The organism is Lysinibacillus sp. FSL R7-0073 (assembly GCF_038009065.1).
GTDB classification, from domain to species: domain Bacteria; phylum Bacillota; class Bacilli; order Bacillales_A; family Planococcaceae; genus Lysinibacillus; species Lysinibacillus fusiformis.
On sequence record NZ_JBBPAS010000001.1, the window covers coordinates 2,512,216 to 2,534,757 of the forward strand.

Consider the following 22,542-nt stretch of genomic DNA (forward strand, 5'->3'; position numbering starts at 1 on the left):
CCTTCCACAATCTAATCTGTGGAGGACCGCTTTTACTTTGTTCTTATTTACTTACCATCCTTGGCTCCGTAAATTCAAGGAACAGAACGGCTTATTCAACAATAGCACCCAATTGTTGAATATCAAGATTGTGTTCGCAATTAAAGAAGGAAATCAAATTCCGCTAAAACAAGAAAAATATGCAGGCTATTAAAGCAAAAATTCCAGTCCCTAAAGCAATAGTTCCATTAGCAATGTTATATTTATTTTTGTTTTTCAGCTTAAAAATTAAAAGTAGTCCCGAGGTCGTTGAAATAAGGAAAATTATAAAAAGGCCGATAGGCACAATATACATTTAATTAATTCCTCCATTTTTAGGCTTCCTTAAAAGAGTTTATTTAATTTCATCTTCTGTCCTAATTACATGATTTATTACCCTTACACCAAACTTCTTGAATATAAATTTGTTTCATTACAGATTTTTCAAAAGATCTTTTCTATACTTTATTTCTTCTAGTAAATAGTCTGGTAGTGTAATAATTAAGCTTCTAGCTTCTTCCCTCACTTAAAGGTAAATCAAATGAATGTTAGTGGAATTATTATGTGTGCCTATATAAAAATCTATATAAACAGAAAATGGATCTATCAAACTGATTCTATTAATAATTTCTTTTATCTAGAAAACCTCTTATTAACGCAATACTATAAAGCATTATATAACAAGAATATTTGATAGGAATCCTACATATATTGATTTAGTATTTCTTTAAAACAGAAGTCTAAAATGATTCTATTCTAATGATGGAATTTTAATATAAGCGAAAATTATTTAAAAAAAGGATGATGACTATTATTGATAAATCTCTTCTTGCTATGGTTATTTTACGGGTTTTGTCTGGAAGTATTGAAGTAAGTGCTGGATTGTTGATGCTAAAGTTGAATAGTTTAGAAAAAGCTTTCTATATTAATACAATGCTTGCTTTGGTTGGTCCAACTGTTTTAATCGTAACGACAGCAATTGCATTATTTGGACTAGCTGATAAAATTCCTGTAATGAGAATCGTTTGCCTATTTACGGGAATTACACTTATTCTAGTAAGCTCTCATATTAAGTAATAATAAAGTATCCCAAAAATAACAAAGGCAAGTAATTCAAGTACAATAAAATCCTACAAACAGTATGTTTTACAATAGATGTTATTTAAATCTTAATACATGATATTTACTTTCTATCATGATTACTAAACAAACAGCCATTTATTTCTTCACAGCAAATAGACATGCCATTCATACCCTATTAAATACTTTATTACAAGCATTACATTTATCTACCCTATTGATGACATATTATAATATCTACACTTTAATTAAAATCATCTGATCATCTTTTAACGTGATAACCATCAACAATGTCATCTGGTTTTGTACTTTACCAATTTACTCGCCACTTTAATAAAGTTTCGATATGGATCTGACTGAGCGGACGCCTGTACATTCGAAAAACTCTAGAAAGCTTTATTTACACTTCCATCGTTTCTAAATAACCTTGCTGTAAACATGTATCCGTCACAAACTTCTTATTTCCTGTTGTAAATGACAATTCAATCGTGCTACTTGTAACAGCTACTATTTCCCCTTCTCCAAAAATCACATGCATTACTTTCGAGCCAACGATTAACGCTGACTCGGTTGTAATTGTCCGCTCATTGTGATATTGCTTCAGTGCTTTCCTCGGGCTTTTCTGCGCTTTCTTTGGTACTTCCTGCGGTGAAATGATTTCTTTTAACTCCTTCATGAAAATCGATGGCTCCACACTTGTTTTAAAGCGCTTGCTATACGAAATTAATTCCAAATGGCGAATCGCTCGCGTGATCCCTACATAAAAGAGCCGCGTTTCTTCTTCAATTTCTTCTTCTTGCTCACTAGGTAAAATCCCCTCAATTAAGTCAATTAAATACACACGGTCAAATTCTAAGCCTTTTGAACTGTGCAATGTTGTCAGTGTAATGGCATTCAAATCATTTTTTATATGTGACGAACGTGCTAAATTTTCAAGCTGCTTTAAACGACCTGCAAATTCGGTCATCGTCTGCGTATGACGCGCAATTAAACCAAGTACATCCACAATATCTAGTAAATTTTCATAATTAAAACCGAGAGTCTCACTCATTTTCTTTAAAGTACGCTCATAACCAAAGTCATAACGAATATGCTCTAACATAGCTGTCGGTGTCGTTCTATCAAATTGAATGCTATCATACGTTTTGCGAATTCGCTTAATATATTCTGGCTGATAATCCTTTAACTCAACATGCTCTAACAACTGTGTGAACACACAGCATTCCTCCGGCACCCTTTGTAGTGCCTTCAATTGCGCTGGTGTAATATAAGCATTCATTTTTCTGTAAATTTTTTCAAAGACAGTGATGTTTTTTGTATTGTACGCTAGACGCATGAAGTTCATAATATCCTCCACAACCCAATGCGTAAAAAAACGAATGGTGGAATCTTTCATATAGAAAGGCAAACCTGCCCTGTCAATCGCGTCCATAATCGGAATAGCGGACGTATTATTTCGATATAAAATAGCCGTTGAGCCACGCTTAGACAGATTTTTCAACTGGTCCACTAAATATTTGGCCTGTAAATGGTAATTCTCTAGGATTTTAAACGAGATTGGCTCTGCTGCAGGATTATCCGTAAACATTTGTTTGTTATAGCGTTTTTTATTGCGCTGAATGAATATATTGGCTGGCTCTACTATCGTTGCTGATGAACGATAGTTTTGTGTCATAAGTAAAACTTGCGCCTCCGGAAACACCTTTTGGAAATCCAACAAATAGTCTGGGTCTGCACCGCGCCAGCTATAAATGGCCTGATCTTCATCCGCTACGACGCATAAATTTTGGTGGACTGCGACGAGCTTCGCAATAATCTCATGTTGGACGGTCGATGTGTCCTGACTCTCATCCGTAAAATAATAATCGTAGCGGCGTTGGTATTGTGTCAGCACTTCTCGGTTTTTCGTAAAAATTTCATTCGCCATTAATAGCATATCGTCAAAATCAATTAACAAACGGTCACTACCTGTGCGTTTATATTCCTCATAACGTTGTAAAATCTGCACTTTTTTTGGCACCTTTACATTTGCAATTTCCCATTCCTGTTCTGGCAGCATTTTATTTTTGATAAACGTTATGTACGTCAGTAGCTCATCTAGCTGATCTTCGGTAATTTTTGTGCCATTTAATTGTTCAAAAATTTCGCGAAGCACTCTTTTTTTTGAAACGACACCCGGCTTGTCCGATTCTTCAATAATGCCGTATGAAATGCCCTGACGTTCAAGTGTCTGCCGCACAACTTGAAAAGCTAAACTATGAATCGTCGAAAAATCAACCGGTGGCAAATGCGGGAAAAACTTTGCAAAACGTGCCTTCATATCACCTGCCGATGCCTTGCTAAACGTAACAGCCTTTATGCGAGAAGGTTTCACACCAAGCTCCTCAATCATATACCCAATACGCATAATAATCGTCGTCGTTTTTCCTGAACCAGGCGATGCTAATAGTAGCAACGGACCATTTGTTTGCAGCACTGCCTGCGTCTGCACATCATTTAGACGAACGCCAAGTGAACGCTCCTTTTCCTCAAAAAATGCTTTTTGCGCTCCATTCATATCAATCGCTCCATTCAAAAAATCTACACTATATTATAACCTAATGAATACAATGATGTGGATTCTGCAAAGGAAAGCAGCACAATTAACGCCACTTCATGTTCTTAATCCACAACAAAAACCGAAATCCACTTTATAGAAATAAGAAATTCCGGTTCGTCATTTATATATATAGATTGACTTTACTTCACCAACAAAAAGCAATCGTTTTTGGAGTAAAACAATTAAAGGTAAAAGTAAAAATTACTAATTTAATTTAAGAAAAAAAGCGGATTTGAGATAAATCCCTTCCGCTTTTTATTCTTAGTTGATCTCAGTTTCTAATGTTTCTTTCCAATCTTGGTCAGAGTCATCTTCATCAAGAACAACGTTATAAATTTTCCATTTACCATCATCATTTTTCTTAAGATAAGCAGTACCTGATAAGTCAATGTTCATGTTAAAAGACATATCTGGAGCTGTCATAGATATTTTATATACTAGGTTATCAATGCGAACTTCAGCAAAATGATTAGTTACAGAAACTGCATTGATCACATGTTCACCAATCTGTTCCATTGTGAATTTAGTATCTGGATCTTCTTCAATCATATCTGCCAAATCCATACTATCAAGTGAATAAGCTAGTTGGTAACCCATTGTCGTTTCATGATACAGGGCTTTTAATGCTTCTACGTCTTGTTGTTCAGTAAACTTCATCTCGTCTTTAATGTAACGTTCCACTGTTTGAATGCTTGCAGCTGGATCTTCATCTGTTCCTGGCACTAAATGTAAGGCACGGTCAATCATCACGATAGCTTCAGCTCGAGTTGCATCATTGTATGGTTTGAAGACATTTCCATACCCTTTGATAATTCCTAAAGCTGCCGTTTTCATAACCGCTTCATAGGCAAAATTCCCCTTTGGTACATCCGGGAATACTTTTCCTGTTGCTGAAAAATCTAGCGTTGACTCAAATGCACGGTAAATCATGACTGCCATTTCGTTACGTGTAATCTTATCATTCGGTCGGAAAGTACCGTCTGGTTTACCATTGATGATGCCTTGGCTACTAGCAACCTTCACATACTCGTAATACCATTTCGCCGGTTTTACATCAGGGAACGATTTAACTGTTTCACCTGCACGTAAATTCATCGAATTCACTAAAATTTTCGTGAATTCAGCACGAGTAATAGAGTTTTTTGGTTTTATAGAGACGTATGTATATTCATATTTCTCCCCATCTTCCTCAAACGATTCTGTTTCCACATATCCGTCTATAATATCTGCATACAGGAAGCGTTCCAATTCATTGTATGCCCAATGATCGTAATCAACATCATCCAAATAATATAAATCGATGGGTTTTTCTGCTGCTGCTGCTGGTGAAACACAAATAAATCCAAAAAATACAAGGGAAGATAAAAAAACATAAAGTGCTTTCATTGGTGGTTGCCTCTACTTTCTTCTATTAAATTTTTACCAATAGACGTAGTTTACATGACTGCTACAAATATTAATAGAGAGTAAAATATGGAAATGTATAATATTTTCTAGAAAAACAATTCATATCAATTAAGTCTGACGGAGGTTTAATTAGCTACTGTTTGGTTATATGCTAGGATCATTTCGAATCGAAAAAGAAAGTATTTCAGGAAATCTTTTCTAGAGGGCAAAGTTGTTTGAATATGAGGAGAAGCAGAAATTATTACTATCATAAAGACGCTTTCCTTAGTTCTGAAAAGCGCCGGATTATTTTGCAAGAAAGCCTAATTTATTTTTCAGAGGTAACTAATTGTTTTGTCGTTTGTTCACTTCAATCGTAATGAATTCTGGCAAATAGCTGGGCGTACATCCTTTTGCCACTTTTTCATTTTTGTAAAGACCCGTTTTCTCACCAAGTTTAATACAACGTGCACGATTCTTTTCATCATAAACACCTATCCAGCCTGCGGTGAAATTCATAGCCCACTGTACTTCCGGTTCTTCCTGCATAATATTAGCTTCTAATGCAGATAGCAGGTGTGCAGTATTATCAGGGGGTATTTGCCCAGTCCATCTCAATCGCCCTTGATAATACCAGAAAGCTCGCCTTTGAAGAGTTGATTGACTATTCTCCCATGACTCCATCAACTCAATTTTCTTCTTGTCTTTTGTGAGCTGATTCGCCATTAACCAATCCATTAAGTTATTTCGCTCATCAAAAGTGTGAGTCTGCATATCCTTATCAAGCTTATTTAACACTTCATGTGAAAGACATTTTTTGTCCATAATTAAAATCGCTAATAGTCTAGGTAAAAACTCTTTGGTTGACCAAAGTTCCATAGCTAGTTCATGGTCTTTTTTTATGTCCTTCGCGATTTTTCGTAGGTCGCCTAGCTTCGTTTTACTATTGATCTGAGATAGAATGTTTTCTGCTTTTGAAGGGCGTGTTATTTCTGTATCTTTTTGTTCATCCATTTTATACAGCTCCTTTATTAAAGCATTATTTCATAATACGATATATCCAAAACTTAATTTCGTTATAAGTTTTATGGCCGTGCTGTTCCTCCAAAGTTTATCTTTTTTCATAGAAAAAGTCCAAGAAATGTTGGTTTAACAGCATTTCTTGGACTTTGATTTCTTTTTGGGACATTCACGTTTTCTAAACCATACAAATGATTAATCTTAAGTTAGGTGTATCCAATCGATTTACGTCCCATTGAAGGAAATATCGGTTAATTAAAATGATTTAACTATTTTTTCACATTTATACCTTTGTATCCAACAAATAAGATTAAAAACCAAACTGGTGCGACATATAGCGCAATACGCATATCTGGAATAAATGCCATTAGCACAATCACCATTAATAAGAATGCAATGGCAATATACGTAGAAAGTGGATAAAGCGGAATTTTAAATTTCAGCTCGGCTACTTCCTCTTTCGTTTTTGACTTTCTAAATTTCAATTGTGCTAATAATATAATCATCCAACTTGTAATGACTGCAACAGTTGCAACAGCAGAAATATAGATGAACACTTTTTCAGGTACTACATAGTTTAAGACAACCGCCATTAGTAACACTGCTGAAGAAAATAAAATCCCTCTACTTGGACTACCGTTTTTGCTTACTGATTTGAAATATGTTGGACCATTTTTTTGTACTGATAAGTTATGTAGCATACGTCCTGAACCGTATAGACCACTATTAAATGCAGACATTGCTGCTGTAATGACAACAAAGTTAATAATGTGAGCAGCAGCAGGGATGCCGACGTAATCAAAAATTTGAACAAACGGGCTACCTTCTGAACCAACTTCGTTCCATGGATAAATAATCATCATAACGCCTAATGCACCAATATAGAAAATTAAAATACGCCAAACAATGTTGTTAATAGCTGAAGGAATTGACTTGCTAGGATTTTTTGCTTCTCCTGCAGAAATACCAACTAATTCAACTCCACCGAATGAGAACATAACTAATACTAATGACATTAAAATACCATGGAATCCATTTGGCATAAAACCGCCATGTGCCCATAAATTATCGAAGCCAATTGCTTCACCTTGGTTGCCAACACCGAAGAAAATAATGGCTAATCCTAGAACGATCATACCTATAATCGCAACAACTTTAATCATCGCAAACCAGAATTCGAATTCTCCGTAGGCTTTTACATTTGCTAAGTTTACAAGCGTCATCATAACAAGTACTACAAGGGCAGTTACCCATTGTGGAATATCAGGGAACCAGTAGTTAATGTATACACCGACTACTGTTAATTCTGCCATGCCAACGACAATCCACATGAACCAATACGTCCAACCCGATAAGAACCCAGCAAAGCGTCCTAAATACTTATTCGCGTACGTACTGAACGAGCCTGATACAGGTTCCTCTACTGCCATTTCGCCTAATGCACGCATAATTGTGAAAATAACTAATCCGCCAATTAAATAAGCTAGTAAAATAGAGGGCCCAGCCATTTGAATGGTTGAACTAGAGCCATAAAATAAACCGACCCCAATGGATCCGCCAAGTGCAATTAATTGCATGTGACGAGTACTTAATCCGCGCTTTAGCTGTGAATCTTGATGATTGTCTTTCATAATGTCTAACTCCTATTACATTTAGATTTTCAAATACTTTGCTCAAAAAAGGAATAAAAAAAAACGCCCTTTTGGATTAACCAAAAGGACGATTCAACTCGTGTTACCACCTTTAATTTATAAGCAATTCACATTACTTACCTTAAGAAGTACGGTCATTTGACGATACTCTCGCACATGATTACGGGTGCTTACCGGTGTAGCCTACTTAGAATGATCTTTTCGGTACACAGCTCCAAGATGAATTCTCAATCGTTTTACATGCACCTCTCATCAACCGGTAACTTTCTGTTCGTAAAAATAATTGATACTATTTCTTTTCATAGCCTTTGTTCTATACAAATATTTTTGAATTGTTTTTCATTTTACAGCAAAAAAATATTTTGTCAATATAAAATTTCTTCATAACCCATTTAAATTGCAGATGATATTTTATTAGATAAATAGAATTCACCAATTTAATTTATTTTGGCATAAACACAAGTGTCAGTCTTGCTACCATCTGCGGGTAGATCCTCATTCCTTAACGTTCCTTCCAATATGCTGAAAAATGACTGTTCCATACCATTTTTTCACTTCTATTGTAACTGTCTTCGTCACCTTTGTACGCTAAAATATCAACTTGCTGGTAATCCAAAGTCTTGCTTCTAATGTTGAAAAAACAACCGCTTTTGCTCCCCCATTTTTCACAATAGTAAGATTCACCATAGTCAATCCAGCTCTTTCGGAAAGCTCCGATATGCCCATTTTTTGTTTTGCTAACATCACATCAATATGAATAATAGTAGCCACATCATCCACCTCAGACCGTCCAATCATTTTCTGATTTTATATGAATCGCTTCTTGTAGAAGCCGTTGGAGGATAGAAGCAAAAACAGCAATCATCAATGAAGCGAAAATAATAATGAGCACTATTATGCCAATAGGAGGGTCAACTTTCCTTGCTATAAAATGGAAGATCGGCATTCCTAAAGCATACAACCCACTGATTAAAATCGCGCAACACTTTATCTTCTTTAATGCCTTTACAGATAACTTTGAAAACGTAGTATCCTCGTCAATATACTTTAAAAGTTTAAAAGCCTGATAGAGAGCAAAGAAAAAAGGCACGGCCGCTCCATACATCACGGTGAAAATAAGAGTTGTCATTGGAGAAAAATTTGGATACAAACTTGATGCGAAATTAGCGATTTGAGGCACTAAAAATATACATAAAGTAAGAATTGCAATTCCAGCCAGAAAAATAATAACCTTTAAGAAAGTCGTTGAACCTCGTTTAACACTCATTTTCAGCACCTCACTTATTTAATAACATTATCAATTTACCACAGAATTTATCGTTTTGCGATAAAATTAAATTGTTTTGGATTATATTATTATTGTTTTTTATATAATACCTAAAATTTTAACTCAACTATAATGACCCTTTTTCTAAGATCTTCGAGCACATTGCACAGTCCCCGCCTTTAAGCTCATTTTAATTTTAATAGGAATTTTTTTATATTTTGATATGATAACAGTAAAGTACTTCCATTTTCGGAGGGTTCACAGAATTATAAAAATTCATATACTTAAATACGCTGTTGAAGGGTTGGATGATAGATTGAATAATACATGGAACAAAATAATTTACAAGATAGGCTCTTCCTTCTACGATAGCTTTTTTAACACAGGTATTTTTCTAAAAGCGAGAAGGAGGATTTTTCAAGAAGTACCTTTTAAAAGCAAACAAAAAATATTGTATGTAGGCATTGGTACTGGAGCGGATTTAGAATTAATTGATTACGCTAAATATGATATTACAGCCATTGATTATTCTCCTGACATGTTAAATAAAGCTAAAAATAAATTCAAGAACTCTACTATTCATTTTTTAGAAATGGATGCTCAAAAAATGGCGTTTGAAGATGAATCCTTTGACTATATTGTAGCGAGTTTAATTCTTTCGGTCGTTCCTGATGGAAGTAAATGTTTTGGAGAAATGATAAGAGTTTTAAAAAAAGATGGAAGAGTGTTGATTTTTGATAAATTTGCTCCTAAAAATCAAAAAATAACATATACAAAAAAGCTGTTACGTCCATTAATAAGTTTGTTAGGAACCGATATTGGTAGAAATTTTGAAACACTCATTATTCAAAACAAACAACGGATAAAAATAGAAAAAGATCATCCTGTAATGTTGAATGGCATGTATCGATATATTGAAGTAATTAAAGTATCTTAGCTACTATATAGGCATAGTTGTCCTTATTGTCAAACATGCCCCTAGAAAATTAATAGTGAAAATTTAGTTACCATTAATTTTATTATGTAAACTAAATGCAATAAAATACACGCACCAATACATGCTCAATGATTATGTATTGGTGCTTCCGTCAGCAATTAAAAGGACAATTAAGTTTTCTTTCTTCTTTTAATATCTCTAACATTCAAAATGGCACCTAATATAACTATAATGACCAATTAAGAAATCAGTTTATATTAATTTTTCCTTTAATAACACCTGGAATAGTTAAAGTCCCGTCCAAATAATCCTTTAACGAAACCTTAATTGGTTCACAACTCTCTCCTACACCGATTATCAGAGATAAATCTTTTGGTGAATAGATCACTGTATGTAACGTTCCAAAATACTCTTTATAGTATTTAAAAAACAAGGGAGAGTTTCCATCATTAAAATTATTATATAATGATATTGATGAAAGTTTCTTTTTTAAAAGACTATTTACATATTCCTTCCGCTTTAATGAGCCTTGTATCTCTCTTCTATTTTTCTCTTGTAATATTTCTGATTCAAAATGATTTGTACAGGATAGTGAATTTCCGAGACGGATAACCTGTTTGTGGGGAGAAGCTTCTACGACTACCCCTACTCCACTTGGATCTGTGATCGAATAATTGTAACAATATCCATGAGGAATATTTGAAATAAAGTCGACTGCCTCTTTTATACATCCACACTGATCTAATAACATTCGAACAATTGTTGTTGCCATAAAACCTTCTTCTTTGTCATGATTATTTACAAATGTAATCCAACAACAAGCCCTCGCTCATTCATCCCATCAAGCCTGCCAATTACAGAATGGCTAAATCCAACACTTGCATAGCCATCTGTTGGATTACAAAATACGAGTCTTGCATCATATAACTCTGGACTAAAATCATAATTACGTGCGTAATAATTATCATTTATAAATGTAGTACAGCCCATCGGTGGAAAAGATACATCATATCCGCTATATAGCTTCACGATAAGGTCTAACTCCATCTCTAGCCCTTTTGCTATACCTTTAAGTTCCTCTAAAATACCTGGTGAAACAGTCTTTAGTATTTTTTGAGCCTTTGTTGAATTAGTGTTAGTACTTAACGTTTGAAGCAAATTTAATTGTTCGAACAACATGGATGATTTAATCTCTTCACTTTGTGTCAATCCTAAATCATTATAACTACCTTTTAACTCAACAACGCCTACAAACAACTCTTCCATGTCTCATACCCCTCTCCTTACAATTTGAGTAACTGGCATTAACAAATCCAATTCAGTAAAATCCACACCATGATACCACTCCAGGATTGAAGACGTTGGTGTCCATTTATGTTCGGAAGCATAGCGTAACAATTTGTGATAACCATTTTGAATTATTGAGATTGAATCATGATAAGGCATTGCAATACAGATGCATTGCGGTATGTGTTCTATAAAGGCAGTTTCTGATAAAGTATTTATTTCTAGATCAATTGGGATACCAAAACCAATTTGTGCTTTAATAAAATCATTACCAGATACATATTTCAAGTAACAATTTTTAATAGGAATTTTTAATTTTTTTAATTCATTTCCTCTACGCAAAAAGTGTTCTTTGAATTCTCCTATTTTAGATTCAGCATTATACCAAATAATTTGTTCTGCACTTTTTTCTGTTAGATAAATCTCGCTCCTTATAGAATCACTTTCTAAATAGCGTAGGCTGACCGTTAAATGATCCCTTTTCTTGTTAATATTATTAATCCAATTCTCCATCATCTGCTTTTGTTTTGCTTCATCGTTCTCCATTAAATAAACTTTTATATCTTTTATTGGTATATCCGCTAAACGTAAACTGGAAATCAACTTTACTGTCGCGATTTGATCATTGGAATATACCCGATAACCATTCGCGCTTCTTTCCCGTGGTATAAGTAAATTCTTTGCCTCATAATACCTTAATGCACTTTTAGAAATACCCGTTTTTTCAGAAAAAAGCTGTATATTCATGAATTCAGTCAAATTACCATCTCCCTAAGTCTAATGTTAAACCTTAAAGTAACTTGAATGTAAAGATAAATTTCCCAGAAAAAATGACTCACTCGTTCCAGCATGTCAATTCAAGAAATGCATTAATTATGTAAACCTTATTTACCCCATACATATTTAGAAAAAAATTAAGTTTTACGAATGGATGTAATCCTATTTGCAACTAGTACGGTACGGAAAATAAACCGCTAAAAAAGATATGGAAGAGCACCAACTAAGGGCAAGTTTTCATACAGTTAGAATTAATAACCTAAAGTAACATCTTTGTTCCAAATAATATTGATAATACATAACTAAAGAACTATAATTAAAAAAAGTTGAGATAGTTAAAAAGAAGGTGGTAAGTATCTATGAGTCAACAGCTGAAAAATGGTAAGGTCAGAAATGGAAGTTTAAAAAATCGCATTATCGGAATTTCACTTTTGCTGTTTATTTCGGTTATCAGTATTAGTTCCTACTTGAATATTAGTACAGTTAAAGAAAATGTTTCAGATGCGCTATTAGAAAAGAGTATCCAACAAGTCGATGAAATTGCACGTCAAGCGGAGAATATCTTACTTTCCACATCTAATCCTACAGTGGAATTGCAAAATTTCGTTGAAAACAAAGCTAAGCAAAGTGGAATAGCTTATGCAGTTGTCATTGATAAAAACGTTACGGCAATTGCTCATAGTGATCAAGAAAAAGTAGGTAAAAACTATGAAGATGACCCCTACTCTGTTGATGGAGCAAAAAATGGGAAAACTATGACGAGTAGATTTTATGCTGATGTTCAGAAAAGTTGGACGTTCGATATAATGGTACCCATTTACATAAATAATACGTTATACGGTTCTATGGATGTAGGTATTTTTGAGGGCGATATCACAAAGGTCACGAATGAAATTTTAATAAAGGAAATTATGACAGTTGGTGTTGGCTGTTTAATCATCATTATACTAATGATTGTTATTTTTAATAAAATGTTCAAACCTTTGTTGTTAGCAGTTGATAAATGCAATGAAATGGGAAAAGGAGAATTCACTGAGTTAATCAACCAAAAGTATACAAGTAGAAACGATGAAGTAGGCAAGCTTACATATGCATTAAATGAGATGCAGAACAATTTTGTCGATTTACTTAATGAAATCAGTCTAACTTCAAAAAAGGTAACTGCATCATCTGAAGAACTTAAAGATGCTACAAGTATTTCTTTAGAGTCTTCAAAGGATTTATCATCCGCTGTTGAAGACATCGCTAAGGGTGCAGTGGAACAGGCAAAAGATACCGAATACGGGACTACCAGTATTGGAGAGCTTGGAGAATTAATTGAAAATAATCAAGGTCATTTAGAAAACCTAAATAAATTTGTCGATGAAGTAAGCAATATAAAAGATGAGAGTTTACTCATATTAAAGGAGCTTGTTGCTACAACAGAAGAAAATAATATGGCAGCAAAAGAAATTTATACTATCATTCTCACGACTAACGAAAGCTCTGGGAAAATTCAAAATGCAAGTCAAATGATAAGAACTATTGCGGAACAGACGAATTTACTAGCTCTAAATGCGGCTATTGAAGCGTCTAGAGCTGGTGAAGCAGGAAAAGGATTTACGGTCGTTGCGGACGAAATACGGAAGTTGGCAGAACAATCCAATCAATTCACTAAGGAAATTGCCACGGTTATAGGGGATTTAACAGGAAAAACGGGACAAGCAGTTCAAACAATGCAAGAAGTGAATAATCTTGTCAATTCGCAAACAAAAAGTGTTGAAACTACAAATGGCAAATTCGAAGATGTTGCAGTTTCTATTGAAAAAATAAAAACGGTAATTGAGGATTTATATAACTTAGGCAATAATATGGGTGAAAAAAAAGACGAAGTCATAGATATTCTACAAAACTTATCTGCCATATCCGAAGAAAATGCAGCTGGGACGGAAGAAGCAGCCGCATATTTACAGAATCAAACAACCTCCATTTATGAAGTTGCCCATTCTAGTGAAGAATTAGCAAAGTTAGCTAATACAATGGAGAAAAATGTCTCTAAGTTTACAATTCAAACAAATGCAAATCGATAATAAAAGCAAAGCTCAATTTCTCTAATTTTATACAGAGAAATTGGGGTTTTTTCAAAAAAACAGCTTTTAATTCTTCCTTAGCACTACCTATCCGTTATACATAAGGTATATGTAAGAATGCAATAAAAGAAGACGATTTATTGTAAAGTTGAGAGATCAGAAGTCCGTATAGAAGAGGGATTCTGCACCGAAACCACAGTTTTGACCGAATCCCTACTTTTCAAAAATTTAATTAGTTGTTTATATAGTGAACTTTTGTAGATTTTCTGAACAAAGACTATATGAAATCACTTTCTCTTTACGCTTTTTAACTACATCCACATGATCATCGTAGGGGAAAATTAAGAAATCCACATCTTTTTTGCCACTTTTTAAGTTGATGACAAAGGGTGTAACATTCGTCTCAGGTCGTAAAAATAATTTTTCATTGCCCGGAAATATATAATATTTTTTCAAAAAGATAGCTTTATTAAAAAATTCTATAAATCTTATTTTTTCTCCCTCTTCTAAATTATTTCCATTAAACGTGACCGTAACTTCTTTTGAGTCGAGTTCTTTGTGAAGCTCAAATTTATTTACTACCCATGCCACAGCTATACTTGGTGGGCTCATTAACAATTTAATAATAGATCCAATCACTATTGTAATAATCAATCCCGTTGTCATATTATATCAACTCTTTCAGCCATTTTTTATTAATAGCTATTACTATATTAATAAATTGATTTCTTATTAATATGTAATTGGGCTATATGGATGTTTTATTATCTGCCTTTCAATGATAAAGGATTTATATTTTTTATCACCATCCAATTTTAAATTTTTTTGACCATCCACTTAGGATTAATACAAATTCTGAAGCATCTATCTATTTACAAAACTCAAATATCAAAATAAATCTAATTATCAACCATACCTAATTAATCCAATAAAATAAAAATAGCCCAAAACTCCTTGTCCTTTATAAGACAATTAGTTTTGGACGTTCCTTTTATACTAAGCATTTTCATTTAAGGTGGCAGACATTTGCTAAAATATGAGCTTTCAATCTAGGTTTCTACCTTTTTCGAATGAAGAACCTTCGCTCATGGTGTTTGTTCGTCGGCCGAGGGACCGTAGATGCCAGGGACGGGAATATCGAGAAGGCGCAAGTATACCCCGAGTTGCGCCCTGTGGTGGACCATATGGCTTAGTCCGAAGGTACGGAATGCAAGTGCTCGTGGCTCGCAGCGGATGATATGATCACCTTGACGCAATGTCCATTCTTCACCTAGCATTTTCTCGTCACATTCAGCAAGCAAGTGTTCAAGTTTGGCAACGTTTCCATCAAACTCATTTAGAATATCAGATTGTTTTTCTAATGGATCTCTTCTTAGGGGTACGGTTAAAAGATCAAACTCTAAGTATTGAAGTATAGCGATTTGCCAGTTCAATATGTTAATCAAATGTGTGGCTAGCCCACCGAGCGTCATCGATTTCTCGTGTGGCTTCCATGACAGATGCTCCTCAGGCAAACGTTCCAAAATGCGACGTGTAGCGGTTAATTCTTGCGATGTGTCACCAACAATCAGTTGTTTAAACATGATATCTCTCCTCCCTTTTGGTTAGTTTACTATAAATTTCATATAAATAGAAAGTCTCTCTTGTTACTAAACTGTTATAAATAAAACGGTGATTTCTTGCAAATTTAATTCAATGTAATTTATGAAGATGATGAAAGATTACGAAAGGCAATGGTAAATGCGGATGTTACTTATCAACGAGGAACTTGCTACCGATCAGGTATATTCGATATTGCTGAAATTAAGTTTTTAGATTAAAAGGTAATTCTAGTAGAAAATGCTTCTGTTACGATTACTTAGCCAAAAGTGATAGGGATCCTAGCTGGGGAACGTATTGAAGATGACATATGTTAAACAAGGGTTTAGCAAAAAGGTAAAAACGAATTAAAGGTAATTTCAAGTTCCTGTAGTTTTGTTCAAAAATGAATTTTATTGAATATAAAATCAAAATGGATTGTTAAAGCTATGACGGATGCTTCCATCTTCTCTTTACAAATAAACTGCTATTTCCAGTAAAAAAGAAGCTGCAATCACAGCTCCTTTCATAAAAACTATAGCCATTCTTCACTATTATCAGCAAGTCTTTGCAGCTCATTCATAAAAATCCCCGCATGATAACCATCACAAACAGCATGATGCAATTGTAATGAAATTGGTAAGCGGTACTCCCCATTTATAGAAGTATATTGAGCACCCGTTATAATCGGTAATAAATAATCTCCACCATTATGAATGTTCAAATTAAATCCGGTGAAAGAACACCAAGGTATCATGGAGATAGGAATATTGTTTTCGGGTATAGGCATTTTTGGAAACATTCGACCTATACCATTATATGTTTCTACATCTTGTTCATATTGAGTGTGGAATTCAGTAAATGTAGTGAAATTGGATGTCCAAACGCAAGAAAATGTGCATGACTGTTTATCAAAAATTGTGTATGAAGGCAACATTTCCTCCCAATACCCTAACTGTCCTTCTGCGTTAAAGTTTGTTCTGAATTCTTGATATGCATTGACTATTTTAGTAATCATAAAAATAAACGCAGGATATAGCTTCAAATTCTTTTTCTTTAAATTTTCCATCAAAACAGTAATATTAATTTCATTCGTTATACTGAATGATGTTTGTTGTTGCAAATAGTGTTCAAAATACTCTTTTCGTTGCCAATTCTCGCGGTCTATCAAATAAAATTTCATTTTTTCACGCCTCCTAAAATTTTGGTTAGTTTTAGGAGGCTATTTTCACTGCTTTCTTCATTTAAATCATCCTTTTTTTCTAAATGAAATATGAGAACAGTATAAGGATATGTGATACTATAGTCAATCTTCATCTTCTACCTAATTCTAGAGCTTATTTATGGCAAAGTTTGCGGTAATAAAACAAAATTTATAAGTTAACATTTGCTTTGCCAACATTGCATAACAACTAGAGTCGCTTAGATGACTACTTGATTTTAACAATTATCTTCCCCTTAGCCCTTCCAGACTCGGCATACTCCATTGCTTGTTGAGCTTCTTCAAATGAAAAAGTTCTATCTATGACTGGTTTGATTTTACCCGATTCAATATAGTCCGCAATTATACGTAATTGCTCACCACTTGGCTTCATAAATAAAAATGAATATTGAGCATCATGCTTCTTTTCAAGTGCAGTCAGTTTATAACTTGCTGCTGAAAACAATAATTTTTTTAAAAAACCTGAGCCATGTTCTTTCGCAAAGCGTGCATTCGGTAAACCTGAAACTGAAACGATTTTTCCTCCACGTTTAACTACCTCAAAGGATTTTTCGAGTGTCGTCCCTCCAAGTGTGTCGAAAACTGCATCGTAATTTTCTAATAGCTCCTCAAACTTTTCTGTCTTGTAGTTGATCACTTCATCAGCACCGAGAGTTGTTACTAGATTTGTCCCAGCTTCACTAGCAGTCGTTGCTACGGTTGCTCCCATTAATTTAGCTAGTTGAATAGCAAAAGTACCGACACCACCAGACCCTGCATGAATCAATATTTTTTGTCCTTTTTGTAATTGTATGATGTCATGCAATGCTTGGTATGAAGTTAACCCAACGAGTGGGATGGCTGCAGCTTCCTCAAAACTTAAATTTTTAGGCTTTAACGCTATGTCATCTTCATGAATTGCAATAAATTCGGCAAAGGTGCCGATTTTGCTTTTACGTGGCCGTGCGTATATTTCATCTCCTACTTTAAATCGACTTACCTTTGTACCAACCTTTACCACAATTCCTGAAAAATCATTTCCAAGGATTAGGGGCATTTCATACTTAATTAACAGTTTTACTTTTCCATCCCGTATTTTAAAATCGATAGGATTAATACTGGCCGCACGAATTTCTGTTAGTATCTCATATTCACCAATATTAGGTGTAGGCACATCTGCTAAACGCATTGGAGCATTGCCATATTTATCAATTACCATTGCTTTCATTGTTTATTCCTCCTATAAATGTCCGATATCAGTCGTTTCAATAATATTCCTTTAACAACGATTCAATATCTGTAACAAGTGTTTTTAGTAAACCTAATTTCGTACGTATATCTATAAAATAAAAGTTTTTTGTCCCTTCTTTACGCATTAAAATCACGCCAGCATCTCGTAAAATTTTAAGATGGTGTGACACAGCAGGTCTAGAAAGATGTGTTTGCTCTGTGATTTCGCCAACACGCAAGCCTGTTTGACAATCCGTTGCCATTAGAACAAGTAAAATAGATTGACGTGTTACATCACCAATTGCCAATAATACCTTTTGACAGTTCATAAAATTTTCTTTAATGATGTGTAGTTGTTCCTGTTTTGTCATAGATTAAATACCTCCTTTAATTAGTTGAATAGTTTAAGTTATTGAACCGTTGTGAATACAACAATATAATACAGGGCTATTCCGTGCAATATTGAGAAAGTAAATCGAGACGAATCAATTTAAGCATGCGTGTCCCTAAACAACAAAAAAACACAGAGGTCACATGGACCTCTGTGTTACTTGCTTTCATTGATAAGAGCCTTCATATCTCCAACGATTGTTTCAACTGGTACGTTTGTCGCGCCATCATAGTCTTTTACAACTGTGCCATCTGCATTCACTAAATAATAGCTCGACATATGTATGACTTGGTCTGAGTTAGGATCATTTTTGACTAATGAATTGAATGATTTACGTGCAAATTGCTCGATAAATTTCTGCTGATAACCTGTTAATAGCTGCCATTTGCTTTCATCTACAACGTTATACGTATTTAAATAGTTTGTTAATACGTCTGGCTTATCCACTTCCGGATCTACACTAAATGCAACAATTTGATAATCTTCAAGACCTTCATCCTGTAGCGCCTGCTGTACTTCTGTCATATTAAATGTCATAGGCGGACAGATTGTCGTACAGTTTGTAAAAATAAACATGGCCAACCAAGGCTTGCCCTTTAAATTATCCAGGCTCACTTGTTCATTTTTTTGATTGGTTACATTAAAATCTTGAACCTCAATATTTAGAGATGGCTCAAACTTGTAACTTCCGCAAGCAGCTAAAATGCTACTAAATGCTAGTACTAGAACTAGCAGCATGCTTTTCTTTTTCATTTATTTTTGCACACTTCCCTTCATTTCTTCACCTTATTTTATGCATTCTAGATGCCAAATACAAGATAATGAACTTATCCAATCGATGCATTTTGTGTAAGTTGTGAACATTAACTATTTTTGGAATTACACCACTCTACTTCTTCCAAATGGCTCTCCTTTTCAAAAAAATTTTCAAAGCTTTTTTTTATTATTTTCGTTATTTCCCAAAGAAAAAAATCATTGTTATATAACAATTAGTTTCACACTTTCAAACGTCGCTGGATATTAATAGCAGAATAATAAATTACAGAATATTCTCTTTTAAGTTCATATTTTCTCCTGTAGTCATTTTTATTAGCAGCAATCTATTTCAAGAATATTATATCAATAGAAATAAATACTCTCTTCCATACAATATTTTTCTAGTAAACCCTTAATATTTCTATGTTATTACCATAAAAATGAAATGACTAAAAATTATAAAAACTCAAAAATTAGTATTGCATTATAAGAATATCCCCCATAAAATAAGTGAATATAACGGCGAACGAAAAAGAAATATGTCGTTTAAAACAGAAATATATAACTTTAGGGGGAATAATAATGGCGAATGTTTCTAGTGAAAAACAAGCACCACCCATTGATTATCATGCAATTGAGGCAATGGAATCGTTCAATAGCTTTGTAAAAAAGAAAAACACCTTCCTTTTTTCGATTACTGCAGTGTTTCTTATTCTTTATATTTTGCTTCCGATTCTTGCATTTCAGCCTGTACTACAACAAAAATTATTCGGAAATATTACAGGGGTATGGGTGTACTCAGCTGGATTATTTGTAATGACCATCGTGCTCTGTACAGTATATGTAAAAAAAGCTGCTTCATTCGATAAAGCTGCAGCTGCTGTGTTAGCCGAATATCGTGCGAAAGGTGGTAACTAAATGAATATTGTATCCGTAGGTTTCTTTCTAGCTATTGTTGGTTTAACACTTGTTGTTACCTATGTTGCAGCAAAGCGCACTTCCTCAGCAGCTGATTTTTATACAGCTGGCGGCGGATTAAAGGGGTGGCAAAATGGCTTTGCAATTGCTGGTGATTATTTATCAGCTGCAGCCTTTCTTGGTGTGTCTGGTGCGATTGCTTTAACTGGCTTTGACGGTTTCTTTTTCTCTGTGGGCTATGTTGTAGCCAACTTAGTTCTTCTATATATTATTGCTGAGCCTATGCGTAATTTAGGCCGCTATACACTTGCTGACATGTTAACGGCTCGTTTTAATGAAAAGCGAATTCGTGGCGTGGCAGCATCAGGTACGATTATTATAGTCATTCTTTATATGATTGCACAGCTAGTAGGTGCTGGTGCATTAATTAAACTACTATTCGGCATTGAATATTGGATTGCCGTGTTAATTGTAGGTGTGATGATGACTACCTACGTATTATTCGGTGGTATGACAGCAACTTCTTGGGTACAAATTATTAAAGCTAGTCTACTATTATTCGGGACAGGCTTATTAGCTACATTAGTATTAGTGAAATTTGATTTCTCACTAATGAAAATGTTTGACACCATTGCTGTCGATCATGGGGAGGAATTCCTTATACCAGGAATTAAATACACAAGCACGATTGATTCAGTATCGATGATGATGGCCTTAGTTTTAGGAACATCTGGTTTGCCACATATTTTAATGCGCTTCTTTACTGTAAAAGATGCCAAAACGGCACGCTCGTCTATATCATGGACAACTTGGATTACGGCTATCTTCTTCTCATTAACAATATTTTTAGGCTTCGGTGCGTTAAACTTTGTAGGCTTAGATCAAATTTTAGCTGAAAGTAAGGCTGGTAATACAGCTGCCCCACTGCTGGCACATTATTTAGGTGGAGATGTGTTGATGGCATTTATCGGTGCGGTAGCCTTTGCGACAATTTTAGCGGTTGTTTCCGGCTTAGTTTTAACAGGAGCATCAGCAATTTCACACGATATATATGGAGAAATTATTAAAGGTGGAAAATTAACGGAAAAGCAGCAGGTAGTAGCAGCACGGACAGGCTCTATCTCAATTGCAATTGTCTCCATTGTGTTAGCCCTGTTTGCACAAAGCTTAAACGTTTCATTCTTAGTGTCATTTGCGTTTTGTATTGGTGCATCCGCGAATTTACCTGTAATTCTTTATACGATCTATTGGAAGAAGTTCAACTCTACTGGTGCTGTAGCAGCGATGCTAACAGGTTTAATTTCTTGTTTAATCTTAGGAGCAATGGGACCAAATGTATGGAGTCCTGTTGAAGGCGCAGCTATTTTTGTTGGTAAACCACTTGTACCACTAGCTGTACCAGCCATTATTACCATTCCATTAGGCTTTATTGCAGGTTATTTAGGATCAGTACTTTCATCTAGTAAAGTGCCGACTGAAGAGGCAGAACGTATTTATAAAGAAATTCGTGTAAAAGCGAATACTGGAGTTTCTGTATCTGATATTTCACATTAATTTTTATACACCGTATGCATAATGAATCGAAATTCAAAATATACAAAAAAACAGGCAAAAAATTTGATTTTTGGTCGAGTTTTTCGCCTTTTTTGTTATTCCACAACTAGCAAATTACTTATCGAACAATATTATTCGACTTCCAAAATACAGAAAAAAACCAATTTTCACTAAGGCAATAGTATTTAAATATGGATAAAAAACCAAGGCATTTTTGCGGATTTATCGTTCTTTTTTTGTCAAGAATCTAGATTTCTCTTTGCTTCATTTATTTATCTGAATATTCTAAAACCCTAGATATTCTTGGTTTAGGAGGTTTTTTTCTCTTTCAGGACTATTTTCAGAAAAATTTTTTTTACATAATTTTTCTGAAATGTATTGCAATTTTGTGAACTCTTTCATAAAATGAGAATGTGAATTCACTAAACTAGCAAAATCAAGTCTTAAGGCAGAAAAAATATACACAAAATGGGGAATGTTAATGGCAAACAATCAAGCAAAAAAAGGTGTCGTGATTGACTATGATGCAATTGCAAACCAAGAATCCTTTAAGTCTCTTGTACGCAGAAAGAACTCTTTTCTTTGGTCTATAACTGCCATATTTTTATTGGCCTACATGTTGTTACCAATTCTGACATCGTACACAACAATTCTACACCAAAAGGCATTTGGGGAAATTACTTGGGTGTGGATTTATTCCGCAGGGCTATTCATCATGACATGGGGGTTATGTCATTTATATGTAGCTAAAGCAAACAACTTCGACAGAGAAGCAAAAGCGATTATCGCAGAATACGAGAACGGAGGTGGCCGCCGATGAAT

At 34.4% G+C, this 22,542-nt stretch carries 18 protein-coding genes, 3 pseudogenes and 1 other annotated feature; of the genes and pseudogenes, 6 read left to right on the forward strand and 15 right to left on the reverse strand.

Annotation, left to right across the window (positions count from 1 at the left end; translation table 11 throughout):
• The first annotated feature begins 819 nt into the window (after positions 1-819).
• Positions 820-1,095: a YqhV family protein gene (locus MKY88_RS12405; protein ID WP_069481491.1), complete on the forward strand. Its 276-nt coding sequence runs from the start codon at positions 820-822 to the stop codon at positions 1,093-1,095.
• Positions 1,096-1,498: 403 nt separating this feature from the next.
• Here MKY88_RS12405 and MKY88_RS12410 read toward each other — a convergent pair whose 3' ends face one another.
• From MKY88_RS12410 to MKY88_RS12440, 7 genes and pseudogenes are all read right to left on the reverse strand, one after another.
• On the reverse strand, positions 1,499-3,655 hold the full coding sequence (locus MKY88_RS12410) for an ATP-dependent helicase (protein ID WP_340813797.1): 2,157 nt from the start codon (positions 3,653-3,655) through the stop codon (positions 1,499-1,501).
• A gap of 303 nt (positions 3,656-3,958) precedes the next feature.
• The gene (locus tag MKY88_RS12415) at positions 3,959-5,083 is read right to left on the reverse strand and encodes an S-layer homology domain-containing protein (RefSeq protein WP_340813798.1); all 1,125 of its coding nucleotides are present in this window, start codon (positions 5,081-5,083) and stop codon (positions 3,959-3,961) included.
• Positions 5,084-5,428: 345 nt separating this feature from the next.
• Positions 5,429-6,097 (reverse strand): DNA alkylation repair protein, encoded by a 669-nt coding sequence (locus MKY88_RS12420; protein ID WP_069481494.1) that lies wholly within the window; start codon positions 6,095-6,097, stop codon positions 5,429-5,431.
• A 275-nt stretch (positions 6,098-6,372) separates the two neighbouring features.
• The gene (locus MKY88_RS12425) at positions 6,373-7,734 is read right to left on the reverse strand and encodes an amino acid permease (protein ID WP_340813799.1); all 1,362 of its coding nucleotides are present in this window, start codon (positions 7,732-7,734) and stop codon (positions 6,373-6,375) included.
• 81 nt (positions 7,735-7,815) lie between these two features.
• Positions 7,816-8,067: a binding site (T-box leader), on the reverse strand.
• A 125-nt stretch (positions 8,068-8,192) separates the two neighbouring features.
• Positions 8,193-8,273, reverse strand: a pseudogene (locus tag MKY88_RS12430) (GNAT family N-acetyltransferase); the annotation flags it as partial.
• Positions 8,258-8,526: pseudogene (locus MKY88_RS12435) on the reverse strand (helix-turn-helix domain-containing protein). The pseudogenes MKY88_RS12430 and MKY88_RS12435, both read right to left, overlap by 16 nt.
• Before the next feature lie 10 nt (positions 8,527-8,536).
• Entirely contained in the window at positions 8,537-9,022 is a 486-nt protein-coding gene (locus MKY88_RS12440) for a DUF2975 domain-containing protein (RefSeq protein WP_069481498.1), read from the reverse strand.
• Between the two features lie 316 nt (positions 9,023-9,338).
• Between MKY88_RS12440 and MKY88_RS12445 the strand changes: the two genes are divergently transcribed.
• Entirely contained in the window at positions 9,339-9,959 is a 621-nt protein-coding gene (locus MKY88_RS12445) for a class I SAM-dependent methyltransferase (RefSeq protein WP_340813800.1), read from the forward strand.
• Between the two features lie 247 nt (positions 9,960-10,206).
• Here the strand turns inward: MKY88_RS12445 and MKY88_RS24600 are convergent.
• Both MKY88_RS24600 and MKY88_RS12460 read right to left on the reverse strand, forming a co-directional pair.
• Positions 10,207-11,225, reverse strand: a pseudogene (locus tag MKY88_RS24600) (C45 family autoproteolytic acyltransferase/hydolase).
• Between the two features lie 3 nt (positions 11,226-11,228).
• Positions 11,229-12,005, reverse strand: a complete 777-nt coding sequence (locus MKY88_RS12460) for a MerR family transcriptional regulator (protein ID WP_328200729.1) — start codon at positions 12,003-12,005, stop codon at positions 11,229-11,231.
• Between the two features lie 377 nt (positions 12,006-12,382).
• On the opposite strand from MKY88_RS12460, the gene MKY88_RS12465 reads away from it, so the two are divergent.
• Positions 12,383-14,092 (forward strand): methyl-accepting chemotaxis protein, encoded by a 1,710-nt coding sequence (locus MKY88_RS12465; protein ID WP_328200728.1) that lies wholly within the window; start codon positions 12,383-12,385, stop codon positions 14,090-14,092.
• A 240-nt stretch (positions 14,093-14,332) separates the two neighbouring features.
• Here MKY88_RS12465 and MKY88_RS12470 read toward each other — a convergent pair whose 3' ends face one another.
• The 6 genes from MKY88_RS12470 to MKY88_RS12495 form a co-directional block, all read right to left on the reverse strand.
• On the reverse strand, positions 14,333-14,758 hold the full coding sequence (locus tag MKY88_RS12470; RefSeq protein WP_193832100.1) for a YfmQ family protein: 426 nt from the start codon (positions 14,756-14,758) through the stop codon (positions 14,333-14,335).
• Positions 14,759-15,177: 419 nt separating this feature from the next.
• Positions 15,178-15,675 (reverse strand): DinB family protein, encoded by a 498-nt coding sequence (locus tag MKY88_RS12475; protein WP_193832101.1) that lies wholly within the window; start codon positions 15,673-15,675, stop codon positions 15,178-15,180.
• Positions 15,676-16,205: 530 nt separating this feature from the next.
• Positions 16,206-16,853 (reverse strand): type A chloramphenicol O-acetyltransferase, encoded by a 648-nt coding sequence (gene catA, locus MKY88_RS12480; protein ID WP_328200726.1) that lies wholly within the window; start codon positions 16,851-16,853, stop codon positions 16,206-16,208.
• Positions 16,854-17,100: 247 nt separating this feature from the next.
• Positions 17,101-18,099 carry an NADP-dependent oxidoreductase gene (locus tag MKY88_RS12485; protein ID WP_328200725.1) on the reverse strand — a complete coding sequence of 333 codons (999 nt, stop codon included), beginning with the start codon at positions 18,097-18,099 and terminating at the stop codon, positions 17,101-17,103.
• A 37-nt stretch (positions 18,100-18,136) separates the two neighbouring features.
• Complete coding sequence (locus tag MKY88_RS12490; protein ID WP_340813805.1) at positions 18,137-18,472, reverse strand: ArsR/SmtB family transcription factor; 336 nt, start codon at positions 18,470-18,472, stop codon at positions 18,137-18,139.
• 176 nt (positions 18,473-18,648) lie between these two features.
• Positions 18,649-19,245, reverse strand: a complete 597-nt coding sequence (locus tag MKY88_RS12495; protein ID WP_069481506.1) for an SCO family protein — start codon at positions 19,243-19,245, stop codon at positions 18,649-18,651.
• Positions 19,246-19,830: 585 nt separating this feature from the next.
• Between MKY88_RS12495 and MKY88_RS12500 the strand changes: the two genes are divergently transcribed.
• The 3 genes from MKY88_RS12500 to MKY88_RS12510 all read left to right on the forward strand — a co-directional run bounded on the left by MKY88_RS12500 (position 19,831) and on the right by MKY88_RS12510 (position 22,540).
• Complete coding sequence (locus MKY88_RS12500; protein ID WP_328200724.1) at positions 19,831-20,166, forward strand: DUF485 domain-containing protein; 336 nt, start codon at positions 19,831-19,833, stop codon at positions 20,164-20,166.
• Positions 20,167-21,720: a solute symporter family protein gene (locus MKY88_RS12505; protein ID WP_328200723.1), complete on the forward strand. Its 1,554-nt coding sequence runs from the start codon at positions 20,167-20,169 to the stop codon at positions 21,718-21,720.
• A 481-nt stretch (positions 21,721-22,201) separates the two neighbouring features.
• Positions 22,202-22,540 carry a DUF485 domain-containing protein gene (locus tag MKY88_RS12510; protein WP_069481509.1) on the forward strand — a complete coding sequence of 113 codons (339 nt, stop codon included), beginning with the start codon at positions 22,202-22,204 and terminating at the stop codon, positions 22,538-22,540.
• Positions 22,541-22,542 lie beyond the last annotated feature (2 nt).

Bases quoted from the DNA above. Each gene is read 5' to 3' on its own strand.
- MKY88_RS12425 (WP_340813799.1), bottom strand. From the start codon at position 7,734: ATGAAAGACAATCATCAAGATTCACAGCTAAAGCGCGGATTAAGTACT.
- MKY88_RS12490 (WP_340813805.1), bottom strand. From the start codon at position 18,472: ATGACAAAACAGGAACAACTACACATCATTAAAGAAAATTTTATGAAC.
- MKY88_RS12510 (WP_069481509.1), top strand. From the start codon at position 22,202: ATGGCAAACAATCAAGCAAAAAAAGGTGTCGTGATTGACTATGATGCA.
- MKY88_RS12500 (WP_328200724.1), top strand. From the start codon at position 19,831: ATGGCGAATGTTTCTAGTGAAAAACAAGCACCACCCATTGATTATCAT.
- MKY88_RS12505 (WP_328200723.1), top strand. From the start codon at position 20,167: ATGAATATTGTATCCGTAGGTTTCTTTCTAGCTATTGTTGGTTTAACA.
- MKY88_RS12470 (WP_193832100.1), bottom strand. From the start codon at position 14,758: ATGACAACGGGATTGATTATTACAATAGTGATTGGATCTATTATTAAA.
- MKY88_RS12405 (WP_069481491.1), top strand. From the start codon at position 820: ATGATGACTATTATTGATAAATCTCTTCTTGCTATGGTTATTTTACGG.
- MKY88_RS12495 (WP_069481506.1), bottom strand. From the start codon at position 19,245: ATGAAAAAGAAAAGCATGCTGCTAGTTCTAGTACTAGCATTTAGTAGC.
- MKY88_RS12440 (WP_069481498.1), bottom strand. From the start codon at position 9,022: ATGAGTGTTAAACGAGGTTCAACGACTTTCTTAAAGGTTATTATTTTT.
- MKY88_RS12475 (WP_193832101.1), bottom strand. From the start codon at position 15,675: ATGTTTAAACAACTGATTGTTGGTGACACATCGCAAGAATTAACCGCT.
- MKY88_RS12465 (WP_328200728.1), top strand. From the start codon at position 12,383: ATGAGTCAACAGCTGAAAAATGGTAAGGTCAGAAATGGAAGTTTAAAA.
- MKY88_RS12485 (WP_328200725.1), bottom strand. From the start codon at position 18,099: ATGAAAGCAATGGTAATTGATAAATATGGCAATGCTCCAATGCGTTTA.
- MKY88_RS12410 (WP_340813797.1), bottom strand. From the start codon at position 3,655: ATGAATGGAGCGCAAAAAGCATTTTTTGAGGAAAAGGAGCGTTCACTT.
- catA (WP_328200726.1), bottom strand. From the start codon at position 16,853: ATGAAATTTTATTTGATAGACCGCGAGAATTGGCAACGAAAAGAGTAT.
- MKY88_RS12415 (WP_340813798.1), bottom strand. From the start codon at position 5,083: ATGAAAGCACTTTATGTTTTTTTATCTTCCCTTGTATTTTTTGGATTT.
- MKY88_RS12420 (WP_069481494.1), bottom strand. From the start codon at position 6,097: ATGGATGAACAAAAAGATACAGAAATAACACGCCCTTCAAAAGCAGAA.